17 protein-coding genes and 1 pseudogene are annotated in these 18,985 nt (G+C 70.9%); 15 read left to right on the top strand and 3 right to left on the bottom strand.

The genetic code is table 11. The features are described 5' to 3' along the window. The first annotated feature begins 60 nt into the window (after positions 1-60). Together ABZU99_RS09905 and ABZU99_RS09900 are read left to right on the top strand one after the other, a co-directional pair. On the top strand, positions 61-1,068 hold the full coding sequence (locus ABZU99_RS09905) for an alpha/beta hydrolase (protein WP_356045012.1): 1,008 nt from the start codon (positions 61-63) through the stop codon (positions 1,066-1,068). Positions 1,069-1,351: 283 nt separating this feature from the next. Then, positions 1,352-2,413: a mechanosensitive ion channel family protein gene (locus ABZU99_RS09900; protein ID WP_355941731.1), complete on the top strand. Its 1,062-nt coding sequence runs from the start codon at positions 1,352-1,354 to the stop codon at positions 2,411-2,413. 4 nt (positions 2,414-2,417) lie between these two features. On the opposite strand, the pseudogene ABZU99_RS09895 reads toward ABZU99_RS09900, so the two are convergent. Further along, positions 2,418-2,510 (bottom strand): annotated as a pseudogene (locus tag ABZU99_RS09895) (DNA-binding response regulator); the annotation flags it as partial. A gap of 206 nt (positions 2,511-2,716) precedes the next feature. Between ABZU99_RS09895 and tgmA the strand changes: the two are divergent. The 7 genes from tgmA to ABZU99_RS09860 all read left to right on the top strand — a co-directional run bounded on the left by tgmA (position 2,717) and on the right by ABZU99_RS09860 (position 11,917). Further along, entirely contained in the window at positions 2,717-2,908 is a 192-nt protein-coding gene (gene tgmA, locus ABZU99_RS09890; protein ID WP_355941734.1) for a putative ATP-grasp-modified RiPP, read from the top strand. A 16-nt stretch (positions 2,909-2,924) separates the two neighbouring features. Beyond that, on the top strand, positions 2,925-3,866 hold the full coding sequence (gene tgmB / locus ABZU99_RS09885; protein ID WP_356045009.1) for an ATP-grasp ribosomal peptide maturase: 942 nt from the start codon (positions 2,925-2,927) through the stop codon (positions 3,864-3,866). 206 nt (positions 3,867-4,072) lie between these two features. Further along, complete coding sequence (locus ABZU99_RS09880; RefSeq protein WP_356045006.1) at positions 4,073-5,908, top strand: glycoside hydrolase family 15 protein; 1,836 nt, start codon at positions 4,073-4,075, stop codon at positions 5,906-5,908. Positions 5,909-5,967: 59 nt separating this feature from the next. Continuing rightward, on the top strand, positions 5,968-6,633 hold the full coding sequence (locus ABZU99_RS09875) for a hypothetical protein (protein ID WP_356045003.1): 666 nt from the start codon (positions 5,968-5,970) through the stop codon (positions 6,631-6,633). Between the two features lie 34 nt (positions 6,634-6,667). Beyond that, on the top strand, positions 6,668-7,951 hold the full coding sequence (locus tag ABZU99_RS09870) for a DUF1266 domain-containing protein (RefSeq protein WP_356045000.1): 1,284 nt from the start codon (positions 6,668-6,670) through the stop codon (positions 7,949-7,951). Between the two features lie 79 nt (positions 7,952-8,030). After that, complete coding sequence (locus ABZU99_RS09865; protein WP_356044997.1) at positions 8,031-8,408, top strand: hypothetical protein; 378 nt, start codon at positions 8,031-8,033, stop codon at positions 8,406-8,408. 134 nt (positions 8,409-8,542) lie between these two features. Next, positions 8,543-11,917 (top strand): pyruvate carboxylase, encoded by a 3,375-nt coding sequence (locus ABZU99_RS09860; protein WP_356044995.1) that lies wholly within the window; start codon positions 8,543-8,545, stop codon positions 11,915-11,917. On the opposite strand, the gene ABZU99_RS09855 is transcribed toward ABZU99_RS09860, so the two are convergent. Both ABZU99_RS09855 and ABZU99_RS09850 read right to left on the bottom strand, forming a co-directional pair. Beyond that, positions 11,865-13,388, bottom strand: a complete 1,524-nt coding sequence (locus tag ABZU99_RS09855; protein WP_356044992.1) for an MFS transporter — start codon at positions 13,386-13,388, stop codon at positions 11,865-11,867. The two genes, ABZU99_RS09860 and ABZU99_RS09855, sit on opposite strands and share 53 nt — an antisense overlap. After that, positions 13,385-13,975: a TetR/AcrR family transcriptional regulator gene (locus tag ABZU99_RS09850; protein WP_356044990.1), complete on the bottom strand. Its 591-nt coding sequence runs from the start codon at positions 13,973-13,975 to the stop codon at positions 13,385-13,387. The genes ABZU99_RS09855 and ABZU99_RS09850 overlap by 4 nt, the downstream gene beginning before the upstream one ends. A 119-nt stretch (positions 13,976-14,094) precedes the next feature. On the opposite strand from ABZU99_RS09850, the gene ABZU99_RS09845 reads away from it, so the two are divergent. The 6 genes from ABZU99_RS09845 (at position 14,095) to ABZU99_RS09820 (ending at position 18,962) form a co-directional block, all read left to right on the top strand. Next, positions 14,095-14,544: a DUF3662 domain-containing protein gene (locus ABZU99_RS09845; RefSeq protein ID WP_356045266.1), complete on the top strand. Its 450-nt coding sequence runs from the start codon at positions 14,095-14,097 to the stop codon at positions 14,542-14,544. A 12-nt stretch (positions 14,545-14,556) separates the two neighbouring features. Further along, positions 14,557-15,564 (top strand): D-cysteine desulfhydrase family protein, encoded by a 1,008-nt coding sequence (locus tag ABZU99_RS09840; protein ID WP_356044988.1) that lies wholly within the window; start codon positions 14,557-14,559, stop codon positions 15,562-15,564. A gap of 54 nt (positions 15,565-15,618) precedes the next feature. After that, complete coding sequence (locus ABZU99_RS09835) at positions 15,619-16,197, top strand: hypothetical protein (RefSeq protein WP_356044986.1); 579 nt, start codon at positions 15,619-15,621, stop codon at positions 16,195-16,197. Positions 16,198-16,395: 198 nt separating this feature from the next. Further along, positions 16,396-17,139: a DUF4142 domain-containing protein gene (locus tag ABZU99_RS09830; protein WP_355941769.1), complete on the top strand. Its 744-nt coding sequence runs from the start codon at positions 16,396-16,398 to the stop codon at positions 17,137-17,139. Between the two features lie 603 nt (positions 17,140-17,742). Then, positions 17,743-18,171: a hypothetical protein gene (locus ABZU99_RS09825; RefSeq protein WP_355941772.1), complete on the top strand. Its 429-nt coding sequence runs from the start codon at positions 17,743-17,745 to the stop codon at positions 18,169-18,171. Then, positions 18,168-18,962 (top strand): transcriptional regulator, encoded by a 795-nt coding sequence (locus ABZU99_RS09820; RefSeq protein ID WP_356044982.1) that lies wholly within the window; start codon positions 18,168-18,170, stop codon positions 18,960-18,962. Before ABZU99_RS09825 ends, ABZU99_RS09820 begins: the two co-directional genes overlap by 4 nt. The last annotated feature ends 23 nt before the right edge of the window (positions 18,963-18,985 follow it).

The following is an 18,985-nucleotide window of genomic DNA, read 5'->3' as shown; positions in this document are numbered from 1 at the left end:
CGACCGCATGATCCTGGGCGGGGCCGCTCGCGGTGGCCCCGGACGTATCGAGGAGGACGCATGCCGCAGCCCACCCCTTCGCCCGTCTCGCTGCCGGACGCGCGGCACCGGCTGGTCGAGGTCCCCGGTGGCCGGATCCATCTGGTGGAACAGGGCACCGGCCCCCTGGTCCTCCTGGTCCACGGCTTTCCCGAGTCGTGGTATTCGTGGCGCCGTCAGCTCCCGGCGATCGCCGCGGCGGGATTCCGCGCGGTCGCCCTCGATGTCCGCGGCTACGGCCGGTCGTCGGCGCCGCACGCGGTGGACGCGTACCGGATGACGGCCCATGTCGCCGACAACGTCGGGGTCGTACGCGCCCTCGGCGAGGAGACCGCGATCGTGGTGGGCCATGACTGGGGCTCACCCATCGCGGCCAACTCAGCGCTGCTGAGGCCCGACGTCTTCACCGCCGTGGGGCTGCTGAGCGTCCCGTACGCGCCGCGAGGCGGCCCCCGGCCCACCGACGCCTTCGCCCGGATCGGCGGGGACGAGGAGTTCTACGTCGGCTACTTCCAGACCCCGGGCCGGGCCGAAGCGGAGATCGAGCCCGATGTCCGGGGGTGGCTCGCGGGGTTCTACGCGGGGCTCTCGGCCGACACGATGGACCCGGGCGGCGAGGGCGGCCTGTTCTTCGTGCCCGAGGGCGGCAGGCTCCGCGACCGCTTCCCCACCGGTGGCCTGCCGGCCTGGCTGAGCGAGGACGACCTCGATGTCTACGCCGGGGAGTTCGAGCGGACCGGGCTGACCGGGGCCCTGAACCGCTACCGCAATGTCGACCGGGACTGGGAGGACCTCGCCGCCTGGGACGGGACGCCGATCACCCAGCCCACGCTCTTCATCGGCGGGACGCTCGACGCCTCCACCGCCTGGATGTCCGACGCCATCGAGGCGTTCCCCACCAACCTGCCCGGTCTGGTCTCCTCGCATCTCCTCGACGGCTGCGGCCACTGGGTCCAGCAGGAGAGCGCCGACGAGGTCAACCGCCTGCTGGTGGACTGGCTGCGCCCGGTGGCCGGTTACGAGGGGTAGCACCCGCACCGTCATGATCCGGTCGCCGTATGAGGCAGGACTGGCTGCGCCAGGTGGCCGGTTACGAGGGGTAGCCCCCGCACCGTCATGATCCGGTCGCCGTATGGGGCAGGATGTCAGCCTACGCCGGTGCCGCACACGCGTTCCCCGGCGCAGTCCGTACCTCCCATGCTCGAACAGGTGACCACGTGACCACACACAACTCCAGACCGGACGCCACCTTGGCGACGGAGCGCCGTACGTTCATTCCTGACGCGCTCTCCGGCCCTCGGGGCGGTGACCGGTGAACCGGGCGCTCACCTTGCATGACGTCATCATCGTCGGTGCGGCGCTGGTCTGCGGCGCGGCGGCCGGTGTGCTGCTGCGCGTGGCGCTGCGCTGGCTGAGTGAGCGGGCCAGTCGCACCCGCTGGAGCGGCGACGACATCATCGTCGACACACTGCGCTCGCTGGCCCCGTGGGCGGCGATGGCCGCCGGCGTGTCGGTGGCGGCCGCGGCACTGCCGCTGACCCCCACCGTCGGACACGACGTCAACCAGACGCTGGTCGCGGTGCTCATCCTGGTCACCACGGTCACCGCGGCGCGGGTGGTGGCCGATCTGGTGCGCTCGGTGGCGCTGTCCCGGTCGGGAGTGGCGGGAACCGCCACCATATTCGTCAACATCACGCGGATCGCGGTGCTGGCGATGGGTGTGCTCATTCTGCTGGAGACCCTCGGCGTCTCCATCGCTCCCCTGCTCACCGCCCTGGGTGTGGGCGGTCTGGCGGTCGCGCTGGCCCTGCAGGACACCTTGGCCAATCTCTTCGCGGGCGTGCACATCCTCGCTTCGAAGACGGTGCAGCCCGGCCATTACATCCGGCTCAGCAGCGGTGAGGAGGGGTACGTGGTCGACATCAACTGGCGCAATACGGCGGTGCGCCAGCTGTCGGACAACCTCGTCATCATCCCGAACGCCAAGCTCGGCAACACCATCATGACCAACTATCACCAGCCGGAACAGCAGATGTCGGTCATGGTGCGGGCGCGCGTCGGCTACGGCAGCGATCTGGACCATGTGGAGCGGGTGACGATGGAGGTCGCCGGAAAGGTGATGGCCGATGTCGAGGGCGGTGTCATCGACCATGAGGCAGCCGTCCGGTTCCATACCTTCGGGGAGTCCGGCATCGACTTCTCGGTCTTCCTGCGGGCCCTGGAGTTCAGCGACCAGTACCTCATCAAGCATGAGTTCATGAAGGAACTGCACCGCCGTTTCCGGGACGAGGGCATCGAGATCCCCCTGCCGACCCGCACCCTCGTCCTGCCCGAGCAGGACCGGCCGCCCGTGCCCGGCCGCCCCGTGATCTGACACCTCACGACAGCAGCCGGCGCTCGGTGGCGACCGCCACCGCCCCCGCCCGGGTCTCGACCCCCAACTTGCCGTAGATCCGGCCCAGGTGGGCCCTCCCGCGAGGACCGCCGAATATACGATTGCTCATTACCCCGGTCATATGTTGGAGTTCGTACACTCCGTCGACCTTCCGACAGATCATGTGACGCACTTCATATCAACACAGACAAGGCATAACCACAGGTAGTGAGTCTCGTACACTTTTAGTACGTACTGTTGCGTGATGGATAGACGAATTCATGGAGCCCCAAGAGGTTACTCATGCAGCCCTTCGTACTGAACCACGCAATCCCGGCGGAAGAGTCGCCGGTCAGCGTTCCCTACTCGTATAACGCCGCCCTGCAGTTGAATGTCCTCTCCGACGGACGGCCCGCCATCACCGACCGGGCGGTGCTTCTCGCCACCGGTACGACCACGTCGACAGCCGGTTCCAAGACGCACTTCGACGACTGACCGATACCGCCCATCCATGACCGTACTCATTCTGACCTGCCGTGAGGACGTGACGGCAGACTTGGTGGTAGCCGAGCTACGTGAACAAGGCGTCCCCTTGGTGCGCTTCGATCCGGCCGACCTTCCGGATCAGGCCGCACTGTCGACGGAATTCGAGCGCGGTGACTTCACCGGCTATCTGTCGACGGAGGGACGCCTCGTCAGCATCCATGGGCTGCGGTCCATCTGGGTGCGCAGACCGGGCGAGCCGGCGGCGCGCGCGGCGAAGCCGTCGGAGTGGCTGACCGCCGAGTGCGGCCAGGCCCTGTACGGGATGCTGTACTCCACCGCGGCACGCTGGATGAACCATCCCGGTGCCGCCGAACCGGCTCGTCGCAAACCGTTTCAAGTACGGATCGCCCAGCGCAGTGGTTTCGCCGTTCCCCCCACCCTCGTCACCACCTATCCCCGTGCGGCGCATGAGTTCGCGGCCCGGTTCGGGGACATCGTGGTGAAATCCGCCTCCGGTCCGCCGGCCGTCGATCCCCCGGTCGCGCTGCCCACCACCCGCATCGGCCCCGACACGGATTTCTCCCATGTCGCGGCCGGAGCCACCCTTCTCCAGCGCTACATTCCCAAGCGAGCCGACATCCGGCTCATCTGTGTCGGATCGGAGTCGTTCGCGGCACGGAAGATCGCCGCCTCCGGTCAGGTGGACGGGCGCTTCGGCGACCACGGCCATCCTTGGGAGGCCGTGGAGGTGCCCGCTCGCATCGCAGCGGCCGTCCATGCGTACATGAGCGTCACCGGTCTCGCCTACGGGGCCTTCGACTTCGCCGAGGACACCGAGGGGGTCTGGTGGTTTCTGGAGTGCAATCAGGGCGGCCAGTTCGGCTTTGTTGAACTGGAAACCGGTCAGCCCATCGCCGCCTCCATCGCCTCCTGGCTGGCCGCCCCCCGTACCGGCTATGGCAGTTGACCGGGAACGGAAAGCGGGAATTTCTCATCGCCCCTTCATTTGAATGCACGCGTCAAAAAGCGACGGCTGCGGAGCGTGACGCCCGGCGACGCCTTGTGGAACGCACCAGGTGACCGACCGGCCCGGAGGACATGACATTCGTCCTCCGGGCCGGCCGGTCGTATCCTGAATCCAGTGCTCCTGCTCCCTCAGCGCGGGAGGTCCGAATGGCCGCCGCCCCGAGCCTGCGCCCCTGCAAGGCGGACGCACCCCGCTATCTGCCCATCGCCGAGCACGGGCTGATCGGCGATCTGCGCACCTCCGCGCTCGTCGGCACGAACGGAACCATCGACTGGTACTGCCCGGTCCGCTTCGACGCCCCCAGCGTCTTCGCGGCGATCCTGGACTCCGACCGCGGCGGGTCGTTCGAGCTCGCCGCGGATGTACCCGCCCGGACGAAGCAGTTCTACTTCCCCGACACCAACATCCTCATCACCCGGTTCTTCGCGGACGACGGAGTCGGCGAGGTCCAGGACTTCATGCCGATCGTGGACGACTCGCGGGAGGCGGACCGGCACCGGCTGATCCGCCGGGTGCTGTGCGTGCGCGGCTCGCTGCCGTTCATCGCGCGGATCGCCCCCCGGTTCGACTACGGCCGGGCGTCGCATACGGTGCGCGCCCAGGAAGGCCATACGGTCTTCGAGTCGCCCGGTCTCTCCCTCGCGCTGACCTCCAGCGTCACGGTGGAGACCGACGGGCAGGACGCGATCGCCACCTTCAAGCTGGCGGAGGGCGAGGCCGCGGTCTTCGCGCTCGACCGGATCGGCGGCACGGTGCAGCCGCGGACCTGTCCGCTGACGGAGGCGGAGGACCTGTTCGACGCGACCGTACGGTACTGGCGCCGCTGGATCTCCCAGTCCCGCTACCGCGGACGCTGGCGGGAGATGGTGCACCGCTCGGCGCTCACCCTCAAGCTCCTCACCTACGCGCCGACCGGCGCTATCGTGGCGGCCCCCACCGCCAGCCTGCCCGAGCAGGTCGGCGGCGAGCGCAACTGGGACTACCGGTATGTCTGGATCCGCGACGCCGCGTTCTGCATCTACGCGCTGCTCAGGCTCGGCTTCACCCAGGAGGCCGAGGCCTTCGTGCGCTTCCTGTCCGAGAACGTCCACCTGAGGAAAGGCCCCAGCGGCCCCCTGCAGATCATGTACGGCATCGACGGCCGCAGCGAACTCCCCGAGCAGGAACTCCGCCATCTGGAGGGGCATCTGGGCTCGGCCCCGGTCCGGATCGGCAACGCGGCCGTCAACCAGCTCCAACTGGACATCTACGGAGCGCTGGTGGACTCCCTCTACCTCTACGACAAGTGGGGGCAGCCGCTCGCCAGCGAGCACTGGGACACCCTGTGCGGACTGGTCGACTGGGTCTGCGAGAACTGGGACCAGCCGGACATGAGTGTCTGGGAGACGCGCGCCGGCCCCCAGCGCTTTCTGTACTCGCAGCTGATGTGCTGGGTCGCGATCGAGCGGGCCATGCGCATCGCCCGCCGCCGCGGCCTTCCCGCGGACATGCCCCGCTGGTCGCACGCCCGCGACACCATCTACCGCCGGATCATGGAGCGCGGCTGGTCCCCGGAGCGGCGTGCCTTCGTCCAGCGCGAGGGCGAGCATGTGCTCGACGCCTCCGTCCTGATGATGCCGCTGGCCAAATTCATCTCCCCCACCGATCCCAAGTGGCTGTCCACGCTGGACGCACTGGGCGAGGAGCTGGTGTCCGACTCCCTGGTCTACCGCTACGACCCCAGGGTGAGCCCGGACGGGCTGCGCGGCGAGGAGGGCACCTTCTCCATCTGCTCGTTCTGGTACGTCGAGGCGCTGTCCCGGGCCGGCCGGGTGGACGATGCCCGGCTCGCCTTCGAGAAGATGCTGACGTACGCCAACCATGTCGGGCTGTACGCGGAGGAGATCGGGCGCACCGGCGAACAACTCGGGAATTTCCCCCAGGCCTTCACGCATCTGGCCCTCATCAGCGCGGCGTTCAACCTCGACAAGGCGCTGGGCTGACCGCGCGGCGCGGACGATAGGTTAGAGCCGACCATTTGCAGGCCCGTCTAAGGACGTTCATGTCACAACCACCTCCAGTCGGCAATCCCTATGGCGCGGTTCCCGGCGGCTCGTACGGCCCGCCCCAGCCCACGCGGACCGCTCCGGCGGCGCCGCCCCAGTCCCAGTCCCAGCCCCAGCCCGGCTACCCAGCCCAGTCCGGTGCGCACGGCCAGCCCCAGCCCGGCTACCCGACCCAGCCCGGTGCGCACGGCCAGCCCCAGCCCGGCTACCCAGCCCAGCCCGGTGCGCACGGCCAGCCCCAGCCCGGCTACCCGGCCCAGCCCGGTGCGCACGGCCAGTACACCTGCCGGGTATGCAATGTGGCCGGGGCGGCGGACGTCACCTTCCGCAGCCATCAGGGGCTGCTCGTCCTCATGACGTTCCGTAAGCTTCCGGGGCCGTTCTGCCGGACCTGCGGCACGGCGATCTTCCGGGACATGACCACCAGGACGCTGTGGCAGGGCTGGTGGAGCCCCTTCTCGGCGGCCTTCTTCAATCCGTTCACCATCATCGCGAACCGGGTGGCGCTCTCAAAGGTCAACCAGCTGCCGGACCCGTCCCACACCCCGTCGGGGCCCCGGCTCGATCCCGGCAAACCCGTTCTCCAGCGTCCGGCCTCGCTCGTGGCGTTGGTCCCGGTGCTCTGGGTCCTGACCCTGGTCGTGATGGCCGTGGCGGGTTAGGGCCGCCGAGCGGCGCTCGATAGAGTTGCCGTTCATGGACAACGGGGAGGGGTCCGCCGCCGGACCGGAACACGGCGGCCACGACACGCGGGAACGGTGGCAGGCGCCGAGCGCGGTCGAGGGGGAACTGTACGAGGCGAAGACGCGGGGCGACTGGTCCGCGTACTTCGATGTGCTGGCACGCACGGATCTGTTCGTCGCCGACTCGTACGCCCGCCTCCAGCGGCGCCCGGACACGGTCCTGTTGACGCCGTACTGGTATCCGCAGGTCCAGGCCAACTGTCTGCCGGTCTTCACCGAGGGCATGCTGCCCGCCCCCCATCCCGAGACGGTCTTCCTCTCCCACTCCCTGGGCTGGTTCGCCAAGCAGTGGGAGAGGAACGATCCGCCGTGGATCGTCGTCAACCCCGGCACTCCCTGCGAGACCTTCTTCCCGACGGGACCGGAGCACCGGGCCCTGTGGAGCGAACACGCCGACCGCGTCTCCGGTTCCGACGGCTGCGGCCATCCCCATCTGCGGCTGCGCGCCCTGCGGGTGGGCGGAGCGACGGAGGGGCCGGTGGCCCATGGACTGGCCTGTGGAGCGCTGCTGTCCGTCAAGAACGGCGAACTGTGGAACTCCATGGCCTACCACGGCCGGGGCTACAGCTATGAGAAGAACCTGCTCAAGGAGTGGTGGGGGGTCACCAGCCGCCAGGAGTGGCAGCGCACCCAGGAACTGCTGCTCGGCGCCGAAATGATCAGTGGCGTCTGGGAGTTCGCCCTCAGTGTCCGCCGCTCCCTGGCCCTGGACTTCGCCGGGCCGGTCGGGGTCGATCACTGGCGGACGGTCGCCGAGCGCGTACTGCGGCGCAACGCCGCCGAATCCACCGAGGCCAAGATCGGCCCCGATGGGGTCACCACGGCCGAGCCCCGCGATCTGGCCGAGGTCGAGGCCCAGGTCACCGGGGTGCAGCGGCTCATCGGCCGGATCGCCCGGTACGAGGCGCGGTTCCGCGCGGACGGACTGCTGGCGGAGGGCACGTTCGTCCGCAGCGTGGAGGCATGGGACTACGGACGGGCCTCGGCGATGGCCCGCTTCGGACTCGGCGCCCGCTACTGCACCCTCGCGGAGGCCGAGCAGGCCGTCCTGCGCGCGAGCCGGGCGGCCCGGAGCACCTATCGCGCGTGGGAGGAGTTCTCCGCCGGGTACATCCTCGGGCGGTGTCTCCACTTCGACGAGGAGGAGTTCGGCACCTGGTACGAGGACATGGTCACCGCGCACCGGATCCTCACCACCGACCCGGCCAGCCCCTGGCTCACCCTCTCCTGGACATAGCCGCACGGCCGCACCACGGCCCGCGCTCGGGCGGGACCGGGTCCGCCGAACGGCGGACCCGCCTCCGCCATGCGGCGGCGTGGCGCGCTGGGCGCGGATCGCCGCGTACGCCATCCCTGTCACCGTGTTGCCGTCCGGGCTGTGGCGGATCGCGGTGGTGGTCTTCGGGGACGGTGGCGACCATGGCGAGGGCGACCTCCCCTCGTGGTTGCCGGGCCCGGTGCGTGTGGTCTTCCTGTCCGTCTTCTCCGAGCTGGTGGCGTTCACCGGGATCGGGCTGGTGGCCGTCCGGGGCCAGGTCCTTTCGCGCTGGATCCCGGGTCTGCGCGGACGGAGGGTGCCGACCCCGGTCGCCGTCGTCCCCGCCGCGCTCGGCGCACGACGGCGGCGCCGGGCGGTCCCGGTAGGACGGTGGCGTTGCGCAGGGCGCTCCACGCCGGGCCATCACGCTGCGTGATGCGATCATGACACAATGATGCCTGCAATGGTCAGCCCGCGAGAACTGAATCACACAAGGTGCGGTCCGCGCACCGCGCGGCAGTAGTGTCGCCCGCAAGCTTGTGTCGTACCGGGCAGTAGAAGGGGTCACGCATGTTCCGCAAGGTGCTGGTCGCCAACCGGGGAGAGATCGCCATTCGCGCCTTCCGCGCCGGCTATGAGCTGGGCGCGAGAACCGTCGCCGTGTTCCCGCACGAGGACCGCAACTCGCTCCACCGCATGAAGGCGGACGAGGCGTACGAGATCGGGGAGCCGGGGCACCCGGTACGGGCCTATCTGTCCGTCGAGGAGATCGTCCGCGCGGCGCGCAAGGCGGGCGCGGACGCGGTCTACCCGGGATACGGCTTCCTGTCCGAGAACCCCGACCTCGCGCGCGCGTGCGAGGAGGCGGGCATCACCTTCGTGGGCCCCGACGCCGAGATCCTCGAGCTGACCGGGAACAAGGCGCGCGCGGTGGCCGCGGCCCGTGCGGCCGGGGTCCCGGTGCTCGGTTCCTCGGAGCCGTCCACGGACGTGGACGGGCTGGTCCGGGCCGCGGACGAGCTCGGCTTCCCGGTGTTCGTCAAGGCCGTCGCCGGTGGCGGCGGGCGCGGGATGCGCAGGGTCGAGGACCGGGAGGTGCTGCGCGAGTCGATCGAGGCGGCGGCGCGCGAGGCCGAGTCCGCCTTCGGCGATCCGACGGTGTTCCTGGAGAAGGCCGTCGTCGAGCCCCGCCACATCGAGGTGCAGATCCTCGCCGACGGCCAGGGCGATGTCATCCATCTGTTCGAGCGGGACTGTTCGGTGCAGCGCCGCCACCAGAAGGTCATCGAGCTGGCGCCCGCGCCCAACCTCGACCCGGAGCTGCGGGAGCGGATCTGCGCGGACGCGGTGAAGTTCGCCCGGCAGATCGGGTATCGCAACGCGGGCACGGTGGAATTCCTGCTCGATCGCGACGGCAACCATGTCTTCATCGAGATGAACCCGCGCATCCAGGTCGAGCACACCGTGACCGAGGAGATCACGGACGTCGATCTGGTCCAGTCCCAGCTGCGGATCGCCAGCGGTGAGACGCTGTCCGACCTCGGTCTCTCCCAGGACACCGTCTATATTCGCGGCGCCGCGCTCCAGTGCCGGATCACCACCGAGGACCCGGCCAACGGCTTCCGCCCGGACACCGGCATGATCAGCGCCTATCGCTCACCGGGCGGCTCGGGGATCCGGCTCGACGGCGGTACCGCCCACGCCGGTACGGAGATCAGCGCGCACTTCGACTCCATGCTGGTCAAGCTGAGCTGCCGGGGCCGGGACTTCACCACCGCCATCGGCCGCGCCCGGCGCGCCGTGGCCGAGTTCCGGATCCGCGGGGTGGCCACGAACATCCCGTTCCTGCAGGCCGTGCTGGACGACCCGGACTTCCGGGCCGGGCAGGTCACCACGTCCTTCATCGAGCAGCGGCCGCATCTGCTGACCGCACGTCACTCCGCGGACCGCGGCACCAAGCTGCTCACCTATCTCGCCGATGTCACGGTGAACAAGCCCAACGGCGAACGCCCGCGCCTGGTCGACGCGGTCACCAAGCTGCCACAGGTGCCCGACACCGCGCCGCCCGCCGGCTCCAAGCAGCGGCTCACCGAGCTGGGCCCGGACGGCTTCGCACGGTGGCTGCGCCAGTCGCCGACGATCGGGGTCACCGACACCACCTTCCGGGACGCGCACCAGTCGCTGCTCGCCACCCGGGTACGGACAAAGGATCTGCTGGCCGTGGCCCCGGCGGTGGCCCAGACCGTGCCCCAGCTGCTGTCGCTGGAGTGCTGGGGCGGCGCCACCTACGACGTGGCGCTGCGCTTCCTCGCCGAGGATCCCTGGGAGCGCCTGGCGGCGCTGCGTGAGGCCGTACCCAACATCTGTCTGCAGATGCTGCTGCGCGGCCGTAACACCGTGGGCTACACCCCGTACCCGACCGAGGTGACGACGGCCTTCGTCCAGGAGGCGACGGCCACGGGTATCGATATCTTCCGGATCTTCGACGCGCTCAACGACGTCGGGCAGATGCGGCCCGCGATCGACGCGGTGCGGGAGACGGGATCGGCGATCGCCGAGGTCGCGCTCTGCTACACCTCCGATCTGTCCGATCCGTCGGAGACGCTGTACACCCTGGATTACTACCTGCGGCTGGCCGAGCAGATCGTGGACGCGGGCGCGCATGTGCTGGCCATCAAGGACATGGCGGGGCTGCTGCGCGCCCCGGCCGCCGCGAAGCTGGTGTCCGCGCTGCGCCGGGAGTTCGACCTGCCGGTGCACATCCACACCCATGACACCGCGGGCGGCCAGCTCGCCACCTATCTCGCGGCGATCCAGGCGGGTGCGGACGCGGTGGACGGCGCGGTGGCCTCCATGGCGGGCACCACCTCGCAGCCGTCGCTGTCGGCGATCGTGGCCGCCACCGACCACTCCGAGCGCCCGACCGGGCTGAGCCTCGAGGCGATCGGCGGTCTGGAGCCGTACTGGGAGGCCGTCCGCAAGGTCTACGCACCGTTCGAGGCGGGCCTGGCCTCGCCGACGGGGCGCGTGTACCACCATGAGATCCCCGGCGGGCAGCTGTCCAATCTGCGGACCCAGGCCATCGCGCTCGGCCTCGGCGACCGCTTCGAGGAGATCGAGGCGATGTACACCGCCGCGGACCGGATCCTCGGCCATCTGGTCAAGGTCACCCCGTCGTCGAAGGTGGTCGGCGATCTCGCGCTGCATCTGGTCGGGGCCGGGGTGTCGCCGGAGGACTTCGAGGCGGAGCCGGGGAGGTTCGACATCCCGGACTCGGTCATCGGCTTCCTCCGCGGCGAATTGGGCAACCCGCCGGGCGGATGGCCCGAGCCCTTCCGCAGCAAGGCGCTGGAGGGGCGTGCCGCCTCCAAGCAGGTGGCCGAGCTGTCCGCCGAGGACCGTGAACTGCTGGAGAAGGACCCGCGGGCGACGCTCAACCGGCTGCTGTTCCCGGGCCCGACGAAGGAGTTCGAAACCCATCGCCAGGCCCACGGCGACACCAGTGTGCTCGACAGCAAGGCCTTCTTCTACGGGCTGCGCCCCCGCCAGGAGTACACCGTCGACCTGGAGCCCGGTGTCCGGCTGCTCATCGAGCTGGAGGCCATCGGCGACCCCGACGAGCGCGGTATGCGCACGGTGATGTCCGCGCTGAACGGCCAGCTGCGCCCGATCCAGGTGCGGGACCGCTCGGCGGCGTCCGACGTACCGGTGACGGAGAAGGCCGACCGGTCCAACCCCGGCCATGTCGCCGCGCCGTTCGCGGGTGTGGTGACGCTGGCGGTCGCCGAAGGCGACGAGGTCGAGGCGGGCGCCACCGTGGCGACGATCGAGGCGATGAAGATGGAGGCCACCATCGCCGCGCCGAAGAGCGGAAAGGTGGCCCGCATCGCCATCAACGCGATTCAGCAGGTGGAGGGCGGCGACCTGCTCGTCGACCTCGGCTGACCGCTGCCGGGACCAGCGCGTCCGCGCCGCCGCCACCGGCACTCGGTGGCGGCGGCGCGGGTGTCCCGGCGGTGCGGCCGGGCAGCCGGCCGGCGGACAGCGCGCCCAGCGCGGCCACGGCCGCGAGCACCGTCAGCGCCGGTCCCATCGCGGACAGGAAGGCGCCGGCCGCCCAGCGCGGACCGTCGCCGGCTGCCCGGCCGCCGGCGGTGTCCGGCGCGGCGAGGCTCATCAGCATCGTCGCGGCGGCGACCCCCAGCATGGGGCCGATGTTCATGGCGGTCTGCTGAAGTCCCCCCGCCACCCCGGCGGTCTCCACGGACGCCCGGCGCACGATGACGGCGGTCGCGGTGACCATCACCACGCCGAAACCGGCGCCCAGCAAAAGGAAGCAGCCACCGATCTCCCCGGCACCCGACCCCCGGTCGAGACGGGACATCAGCAGGACGCCGGCGGTGACGAGCGTCATCCCCGCCACCGCCGACCGCCGAGGCCCCTGACGGCGCATCAGCAACGCTGCCGCCGGGGCGCCCAGCACCATCATCATGGCCAGCGGCAGTCCCCTCAGGCCGCTCTGGAGCGCGTCCAGCCCGAGGACGTCCTGCATGAAGTACGTGCCGAGGAACAGCGCCCCGAAGAGCGACGCCGACGCGGCCACCAGCACACCGAGCGCCGAGCGCACGGTGGCCGACCGCAGCACGCTCGGCGGCACCAGGGGGCTGCGCGTACGCCGCTCATGGAGGACGAAGGCGACGCCCGCCACCACGGTGGCCACCGGCCCCGGCGCGGTCGCCGCCGTCCATCCGGTCTCCGGGATCGCGACCAGCGTGTGCACCAGCCCTGCCAGCGCCACCGCCAGCAGACCGGCGCCGGGCAGATCGAGCCGGACATCGGCCGCTCCCCGGGGCGCCTTTGGGGTCCGGACGGCGAGAGCCAGTACGCCCACGGCGAGCGCGGGGATGACATTGAGGAAGAACACCGCCCGCCAGCCCAGGTGTGCGGCCAGCGCGCCCCCGACGACCGGACCGGCCGCGGCCGCCACTCCGATGGCACTCGTCCGCAGCGCGATGGGCCTGGCCAGCCCCTCGGGCGGATACGCGGCGCGCAGCATTCCGAGGGTGGCCGGCTGCAGCAGCGCGCCGAAGGCCCCCTGGGCGACGCGCAGTCCGATGACCCAGCCGACGTCGGCCGCCAGCCCGATCCCCGCCGAGGTGGCGCCGAAGCCCAGCACCCCGACGGCGAAGATCTGACGATGGCCGTAGCGGTCGCCGAGCCGGCCGGCGAAGACGAGCAGGCCCGCCACGGCGATCAGATAGCCGGTACTGGTCCACTGCACCTGGGTGAACGTGGCCCGGAGGTCCCGCTGCAAGGTGGGCTGCGCGACGGTCAGCACGGTGCCGTCCAGCGCCACGATCACGGCCCCGGTGACACTGCCGACCAGGGTGAGGCGCCGCTCGCGCCGGGTGCTCACCGGGCCTCCGGCCCGAGATGCGCGTCCAGCGCGGCACGCAGCAGCGGATCGACATCGTCGGCACCCACCGCGAGCTGAAGGCTGCCCCACCCCCAGAGCTGGGCGATACCGTGCAGATTCGCCCACAGCGCCCCCGCGACGACCCGCGGCTCGGCACCGGACGCCGGCCGCGCCCGGTCCACCAGCTCCACGAAGGTGGCGAAGAGCGGCAGGCTTGTCTCCCGCAGCCCGAGATGGTTGCTCTCCAGCAGATCGTGACGGAACATCAGCTCGAACATCCCGCGGTTGGTCAGCGCGAAGTCGATATAGAGCCGCCCCAGCGCCATGAGCCGCCCCCGCGGATCGGCCCGGCGGTCCCCGGCCGCCTCCATGACCCTTACGGCCAGATCCTCGAAGCCCCGGCGCGCGATGGCGGACAACAGGGCCACATGCGTGGGGAAGTAGCGCCTCGGTGCCCCGTGTGACACGCCGGCCCGACGGGCGATCTCCCGGAGGGAGAGGGCCCCGGCCCCCTCCGTGGTCACCAGTTCCACTCCGACGTCCACCAGCCGGGACCGGAGACCCATGCCCTGCTCATGCTCAGCCATAGACACTGTCTACCATGATCGAGTAGACAGTGTCTACATCCGATGCCGAGCGGCGCCACGCCGCGACAGCGAGCCATGACCAGGGCATGACGTGGGAATTCTCGGGCACTCGGGATGACATGGAGACGCTGAACCGATGGGAACGAACCCTGGAGCGCTGGGAGGAAGCGGTCGTCGCCAAGGTGTTCCGCAGCGAGCCCGTGGAGCTTCTCGGCGCCCTGCGACGCGAGTGCGACGACCACGCCGTGGTGTGCGGTCCGCACCGGGTGGTGGTCCCCAACGTCTACGACGTCGAGCTGGCCGACGCCGTGTACGGGGAACTGGAGCGACGCGGCTACTCGGTGGGAGAGGAGCTGACGGACCATCTGGTGCGGCACGCGGAGAAGAACGGCTACGAATGGGCGGGTCCGCCCACGGTGCATGTCACCCGGTCCGGCGCCGTACCCAACGGCCGGTACCGCGTGGAGAGCAACCCCATGGCCCAGATCCGCGCCGAGGCGTTCACCGCCCCGGTACCGGCTGACGCCGGGCCCGGCGCGGCCCACACCGGGCCAGGGGAGACCGCGTGAAAGGGTGGTGCGATGACCTCCGACAGCGGTATCCACCGGCGTGTCACGCTCGCCACCTGGCCGACGCCCCTCGAACCCGCGCCTCGGCTGGCCCGCGCGATCGGGCTCGGCGCCGATGACCTCTGGGTCAAGCGCGATGACCTGATCGGGCTCGGCGGCGGCGGGAACAAGATACGCAAGCTGGAGTGGCTCTGTGGCGCGGCGCTGGCCGACGGGGCCACCGTCCTGGTGACCACGGGCGCGCCGCAGAGCAACCACGCACGCCTGACGGCGGCCGCCGGTGCCCGGCTCGGACTCGACGTGGTCCTGGTACTCGCCGGGACACCGGGGGCGTCGGCGTCCGGCAATCTGGCGCTCGACGGGCTCTTCGGCGCCACGGTGGTGTGGGCCGGGGACGTCGACGGCGAGGGGCTCGCCGCCACGGCCGAGCGGGTTGCCGAGCGGCTGCGACGCGACGGTGGCGTACCGGCGTTGATCCCCTTCGGCGGCTCCAGTGTGCTCGGGGCTCGCGGCTACCTCGCCTGCGGGCAAGAGCTGCTCACCCAGGCCCCTGACGTGGAGACCGTCGTGGTCGCGGCCGGCTCTGGCGGCACGATGGCCGGACTGGTCGACGCGCTGGGCCCCGCGCGGGTGCTGGGCGTCCACTGCGGCGCCGTCGCCGATCCGGCCCTGACCGTCTCCGCGCTGGCCTGCGGCCTGTCCGGCGCGGACCACCCCCCGCACGAGCTTCGGCTGCGCCTCGACCAGGTGGGCGCCGGCTACGGCACGCTGACCGAGCCGGTCATGTCCGCCCTGACCCTGGCCGCCCGCACCGAGGGCCTGGTGCTCGACCCGGTCTACACCGGCCGTGCGATGGCCGGTCTGATCGCGGCGGTGGCGGACGGCGACATCGTCGCCGGGCGACGTACGGTCTTCCTCCACACGGGCGGCCTGCCCGGCCTCTTCGGCCACCCGGCGGCGCTCGCCCGCGCGGAAGCCGAGCTGTCCGCGGAGGACGCGAAGGGCACCGCTCCACGCTGAGGTCGGCTTGTGGAACGGCCCCGTCGCCGCTGAGAGCCCTGCCGAGCCGCCCCCGTGGCGGCCCGCCGCGGCTGGGGAGACCCGCCGCGCCACCCCGACGCCGTCCCCGGCCTCGCCGCCCTCACCACCACCTACCGGCAGCTCCGCAAGGCCCGCGAGGACGCCAAGGACGAGCCCGGAGCCGCCGACCTCTACTACGGCGAGATGGAGATGCGCCGCCACAGCCACGACTGGCGGCGTCCCGAGCGCCGGCTGCTCCAGGCGTACTGGCTGCTCTCCGGCTACGGCCTGCGCGCCTCGCGCGCCCTCGGCTGGCTCGCCTGCGCCATGACGGCCACCGTCCTGCTCATGATGGGGATCGGCCTCCCGGATACACCCGCCCGCCCGTATCCCTCCGGTTCCGGCCTACTGGGCGCCCAACCCCCAACGTTGCACCGGCCGTTCGACGAGCGTTTCACGGCGGCCCGCGCGCACAAGGCCGCCGAGGTCGTCCTCAACTCCGTGGTCTTCCGCTCGAGCGGCCCCGGCCTCACCCGGGCCGGCGGCTACGTCGAGAAGGCGTCGCGCCTCACCGAGCCGGCGCTGCTCGGCCTCGCCGTGCTCGCCATCCGTGGCCGTCTCAGGCGGGGGTGACAGCGGACGAGCGCGCGTGCCCGTTTGTCCGCCCGGCGCGCGCCCGGTGGTTCAAGAGCGCATAAAGAAGTGTGCGTCGCTTGAGCAAACGGGCTCCGTGATCCGTATTCGGCGGTGCAAGGCATCATGCACACACTGGTGCACGCATCATGCGCACACTGCTCGATACAACGACCGGCGCCCCCGCCAGGAGGGTCTATGCGATCCAGGTACTTCGTGACAGGAACCTCTCTCCTCATCGGTTCCGTGGTGGTCACCCTCGCCGTCATCATGTCGCCCGTCCTCACCGGGCAGCAGCAGCAGACCGCCACGGCCGCGACGAAGACGACGTCCACGCAGTACGGACCGCTCAGCGGCGCCGACAAGGACTTCGTGGTCAAGGTCCGCCTCGCCGGGCTGTGGGAGTTCCCGGTGGGTGAACTGGCCCTCCAGAAGGGCACCACGAAGGCGGTGAAGACCGCGGGGGACCATCTGATCAAGGGGCATGCGGGGTTGGACGCCGCGGCGCGGGACATCGCCCCCAAGCTCGGCATCACCCTGCCCAACAAGCCCACCCCGCAGCAGCAGGGGTTCCTTGACACCCTGACGGCCGCGACGGGCAAGGACTTCGACGGTCAGATGGCGCAGATCCTGCGCATCACCCACGGCCAGATCTTCAGCGCGATCGCCAAGATCCGGGCGACCAGCAAGAACAGTCTGGTGCGTCAGCTGGCCACACAGGCCAACAACACCGTGCTGGACCACATCACCCAGATGGAGAACACCGGGATGGTCGACTACGACAAGCTCCCGGCCCAGATCACCGCCACCCCGACCAACGGTCCCGACTTCACCAAGGCGCCCATGCCCGCCCCCGGCGAGCCCATGGTCGTCCTCTCCGAGGCCAACGCCAACCGGGGCGGCAAGGCGTCACCCACTCCGTCCGCTCCCGCCACGCCGTAACCTCTCGATATGTGACCGTCCGTCCCCGCCCATGAGCTCGCCCAGCCGCCAAATCGCGCCACTCTGGGCGATGCTCCGGGCCGGAGGACCGCCGAGCGTCGCCGCCGACGCCCTTCGGCCACCCTGCGCCGATCTTCATGCGGAATCGACTAACCCAGACCCTCTCCTGGTCTATCCCGGACATCCGCAATAGGACGGTGGAATATGCGCCCACCGTCTGTGGCCGGGCGCGCCCCCTCTGCGCTCTGAATCGTTCGCATTCACCGGGCCCGGGCACGGGCACGACCTCCGGCGCTCCGGCACCCGACGGCCGGTCTGAAGCCCTCGCCACGCGGTAAAGACGCAGCTCGGACAGGTCGGTCCCGGAGCGCGGAGCCCGAGGCGATTGTTGCCCGGGGCGTGTTGCGCCCCCTGTGCGCCGCCGAGGCTCTGGGGCCGCCGGCGCACAGGGGAGTCACAGGGGCGCGGACCTTACTACAACGCCCCCGCCGTCTCGGAGCATTGCTGGATTTCACCCCCTAGTGCTGAACCCTGCGTAACCTCGCCGTCACTGGCGAAGCCATCGGCGCGCGCCACGGGCAACGCAGGGAGGAGAGCGACCGCATGCCCGGAATCGACGAGTGTCTGCTGGAAGCGATGACCGTGAACGGGGCCCGCGGAGCGGCCCTGATCGAGTGGACCAGCGGACTCGCGCTCGGCATGATCGGCGAGGTACGGGACGACGACCCCGAGGCCACCGCGGCGGAGACGGCCGAGCTGGCCCGGATGGCCGCCGAACAGACCGCGTTCGCGGCGGTGAAGCCGAGCCACGGCGGCGCGGCGGACGCGAGCGACGCCGACGACGCCGATGGAGCACCCCCCGTCGAGGACGTCATCGTCACCACCCGCACCTGCTACCACCTGCTGCGCTTCCTCGACACGGCCTTCGACGGCGGCGTCTTCTTCTATCTGTGGCTCGATCGCCGCGAAGGCAATCTGGCCCTCGCCCGGCTGCGGTTACGCGACATCTCCCAGCGTCTGGCGCTGATATGAGGGACATGAGAGCCCGCCAGGCTCCCCGCCTCGCCGAGCTCGCGGCCGAGCGGGCCAGTGGCGCCCTGCTGTGCGACGCGGGCACGCTCTACCTGATCGACGGCCAAGTCGTCCATGCCGAGAGCCCCGTGGCCCCCGGGATCGACGTTCTGCTCACCACCGGCGGACGACTCACCGCCGACACCTGGCGGGAGGCGGTGGGCCGAACGGGCCCCCTCGGCGGCGTCGGCCGGTTCCTCGTCGACAGCGGGCGGCTGTCGGACGCGGAGCTGGAGATCTGCCATCTCGGCGCGCTGTTCGACGCGGCCTACTTCGCGCTGGGCGGCGGCAGCGGACCGCGCGGCTTCCAGCGGGGCGCGGCGCACTGGCTCGGACCGGTGCGCCCGGTGGGCGCGGTGGCCGTCGAGCGGGAGACCCGGCGCCGCGGCAAGCTGCTCGATGCCCTGTGGCCGTATCCACAAGTCGACACCGAGCCCGTGGTGCTCCGCCGCCCGGACGGCCGCGCCCCGGCCGTCACCCGCCGTCAGCGCGCGGTGCTGGCGCTGGCCGACGGAGTTCGTACACCCGCCGGGATCGCCCGCGCCCTGGGCCGGCCCGCGTTCCACACCCTGATCGACATACGGCGGCTGGCGGCCGCCGGTCATGTCGAGACGCCCCGGCCGTCCCCTCCCGCCCAGCACCTCCCTCCCCTACCGCCGGCCCCGGATCGCGGTCCCGCCGCGATCGTCTTCACCGATCCCGACATCGACCTGCTGCGTCGGGTCCGTGACGCCTTGGAGGCAACCCTGTGATTCCCCCGACCGCCCCGGCCGCG

The sequence above is a fragment of the Streptomyces sp. NPDC005266 genome (genome assembly GCF_040607655.1).
Classification (GTDB): Bacteria; Actinomycetota; Actinomycetes; order Streptomycetales; family Streptomycetaceae; genus Streptomyces.
This window is presented reverse-complemented; position numbering and strand designations above follow the sequence as displayed.

Bases quoted from the DNA above. Each gene is read 5' to 3' on its own strand.
- ABZU99_RS09905 (WP_356045012.1), top strand. From the start codon at position 61: ATGCCGCAGCCCACCCCTTCGCCCGTCTCGCTGCCGGACGCGCGGCAC.
- tgmA (WP_355941734.1), top strand. From the start codon at position 2,717: ATGCAGCCCTTCGTACTGAACCACGCAATCCCGGCGGAAGAGTCGCCG.
- tgmB (WP_356045009.1), top strand. From the start codon at position 2,925: ATGACCGTACTCATTCTGACCTGCCGTGAGGACGTGACGGCAGACTTG.
- ABZU99_RS09880 (WP_356045006.1), top strand. From the start codon at position 4,073: ATGGCCGCCGCCCCGAGCCTGCGCCCCTGCAAGGCGGACGCACCCCGC.
- ABZU99_RS09875 (WP_356045003.1), top strand. From the start codon at position 5,968: ATGTCACAACCACCTCCAGTCGGCAATCCCTATGGCGCGGTTCCCGGC.
- ABZU99_RS09870 (WP_356045000.1), top strand. From the start codon at position 6,668: ATGGACAACGGGGAGGGGTCCGCCGCCGGACCGGAACACGGCGGCCAC.
- ABZU99_RS09860 (WP_356044995.1), top strand. From the start codon at position 8,543: ATGTTCCGCAAGGTGCTGGTCGCCAACCGGGGAGAGATCGCCATTCGC.
- ABZU99_RS09850 (WP_356044990.1), bottom strand. From the start codon at position 13,975: ATGGCTGAGCATGAGCAGGGCATGGGTCTCCGGTCCCGGCTGGTGGAC.
- ABZU99_RS09845 (WP_356045266.1), top strand. From the start codon at position 14,095: ATGGAGACGCTGAACCGATGGGAACGAACCCTGGAGCGCTGGGAGGAA.
- ABZU99_RS09840 (WP_356044988.1), top strand. From the start codon at position 14,557: ATGACCTCCGACAGCGGTATCCACCGGCGTGTCACGCTCGCCACCTGG.
- ABZU99_RS09830 (WP_355941769.1), top strand. From the start codon at position 16,396: ATGCGATCCAGGTACTTCGTGACAGGAACCTCTCTCCTCATCGGTTCC.
- ABZU99_RS09825 (WP_355941772.1), top strand. From the start codon at position 17,743: ATGCCCGGAATCGACGAGTGTCTGCTGGAAGCGATGACCGTGAACGGG.
- ABZU99_RS09820 (WP_356044982.1), top strand. From the start codon at position 18,168: ATGAGGGACATGAGAGCCCGCCAGGCTCCCCGCCTCGCCGAGCTCGCG.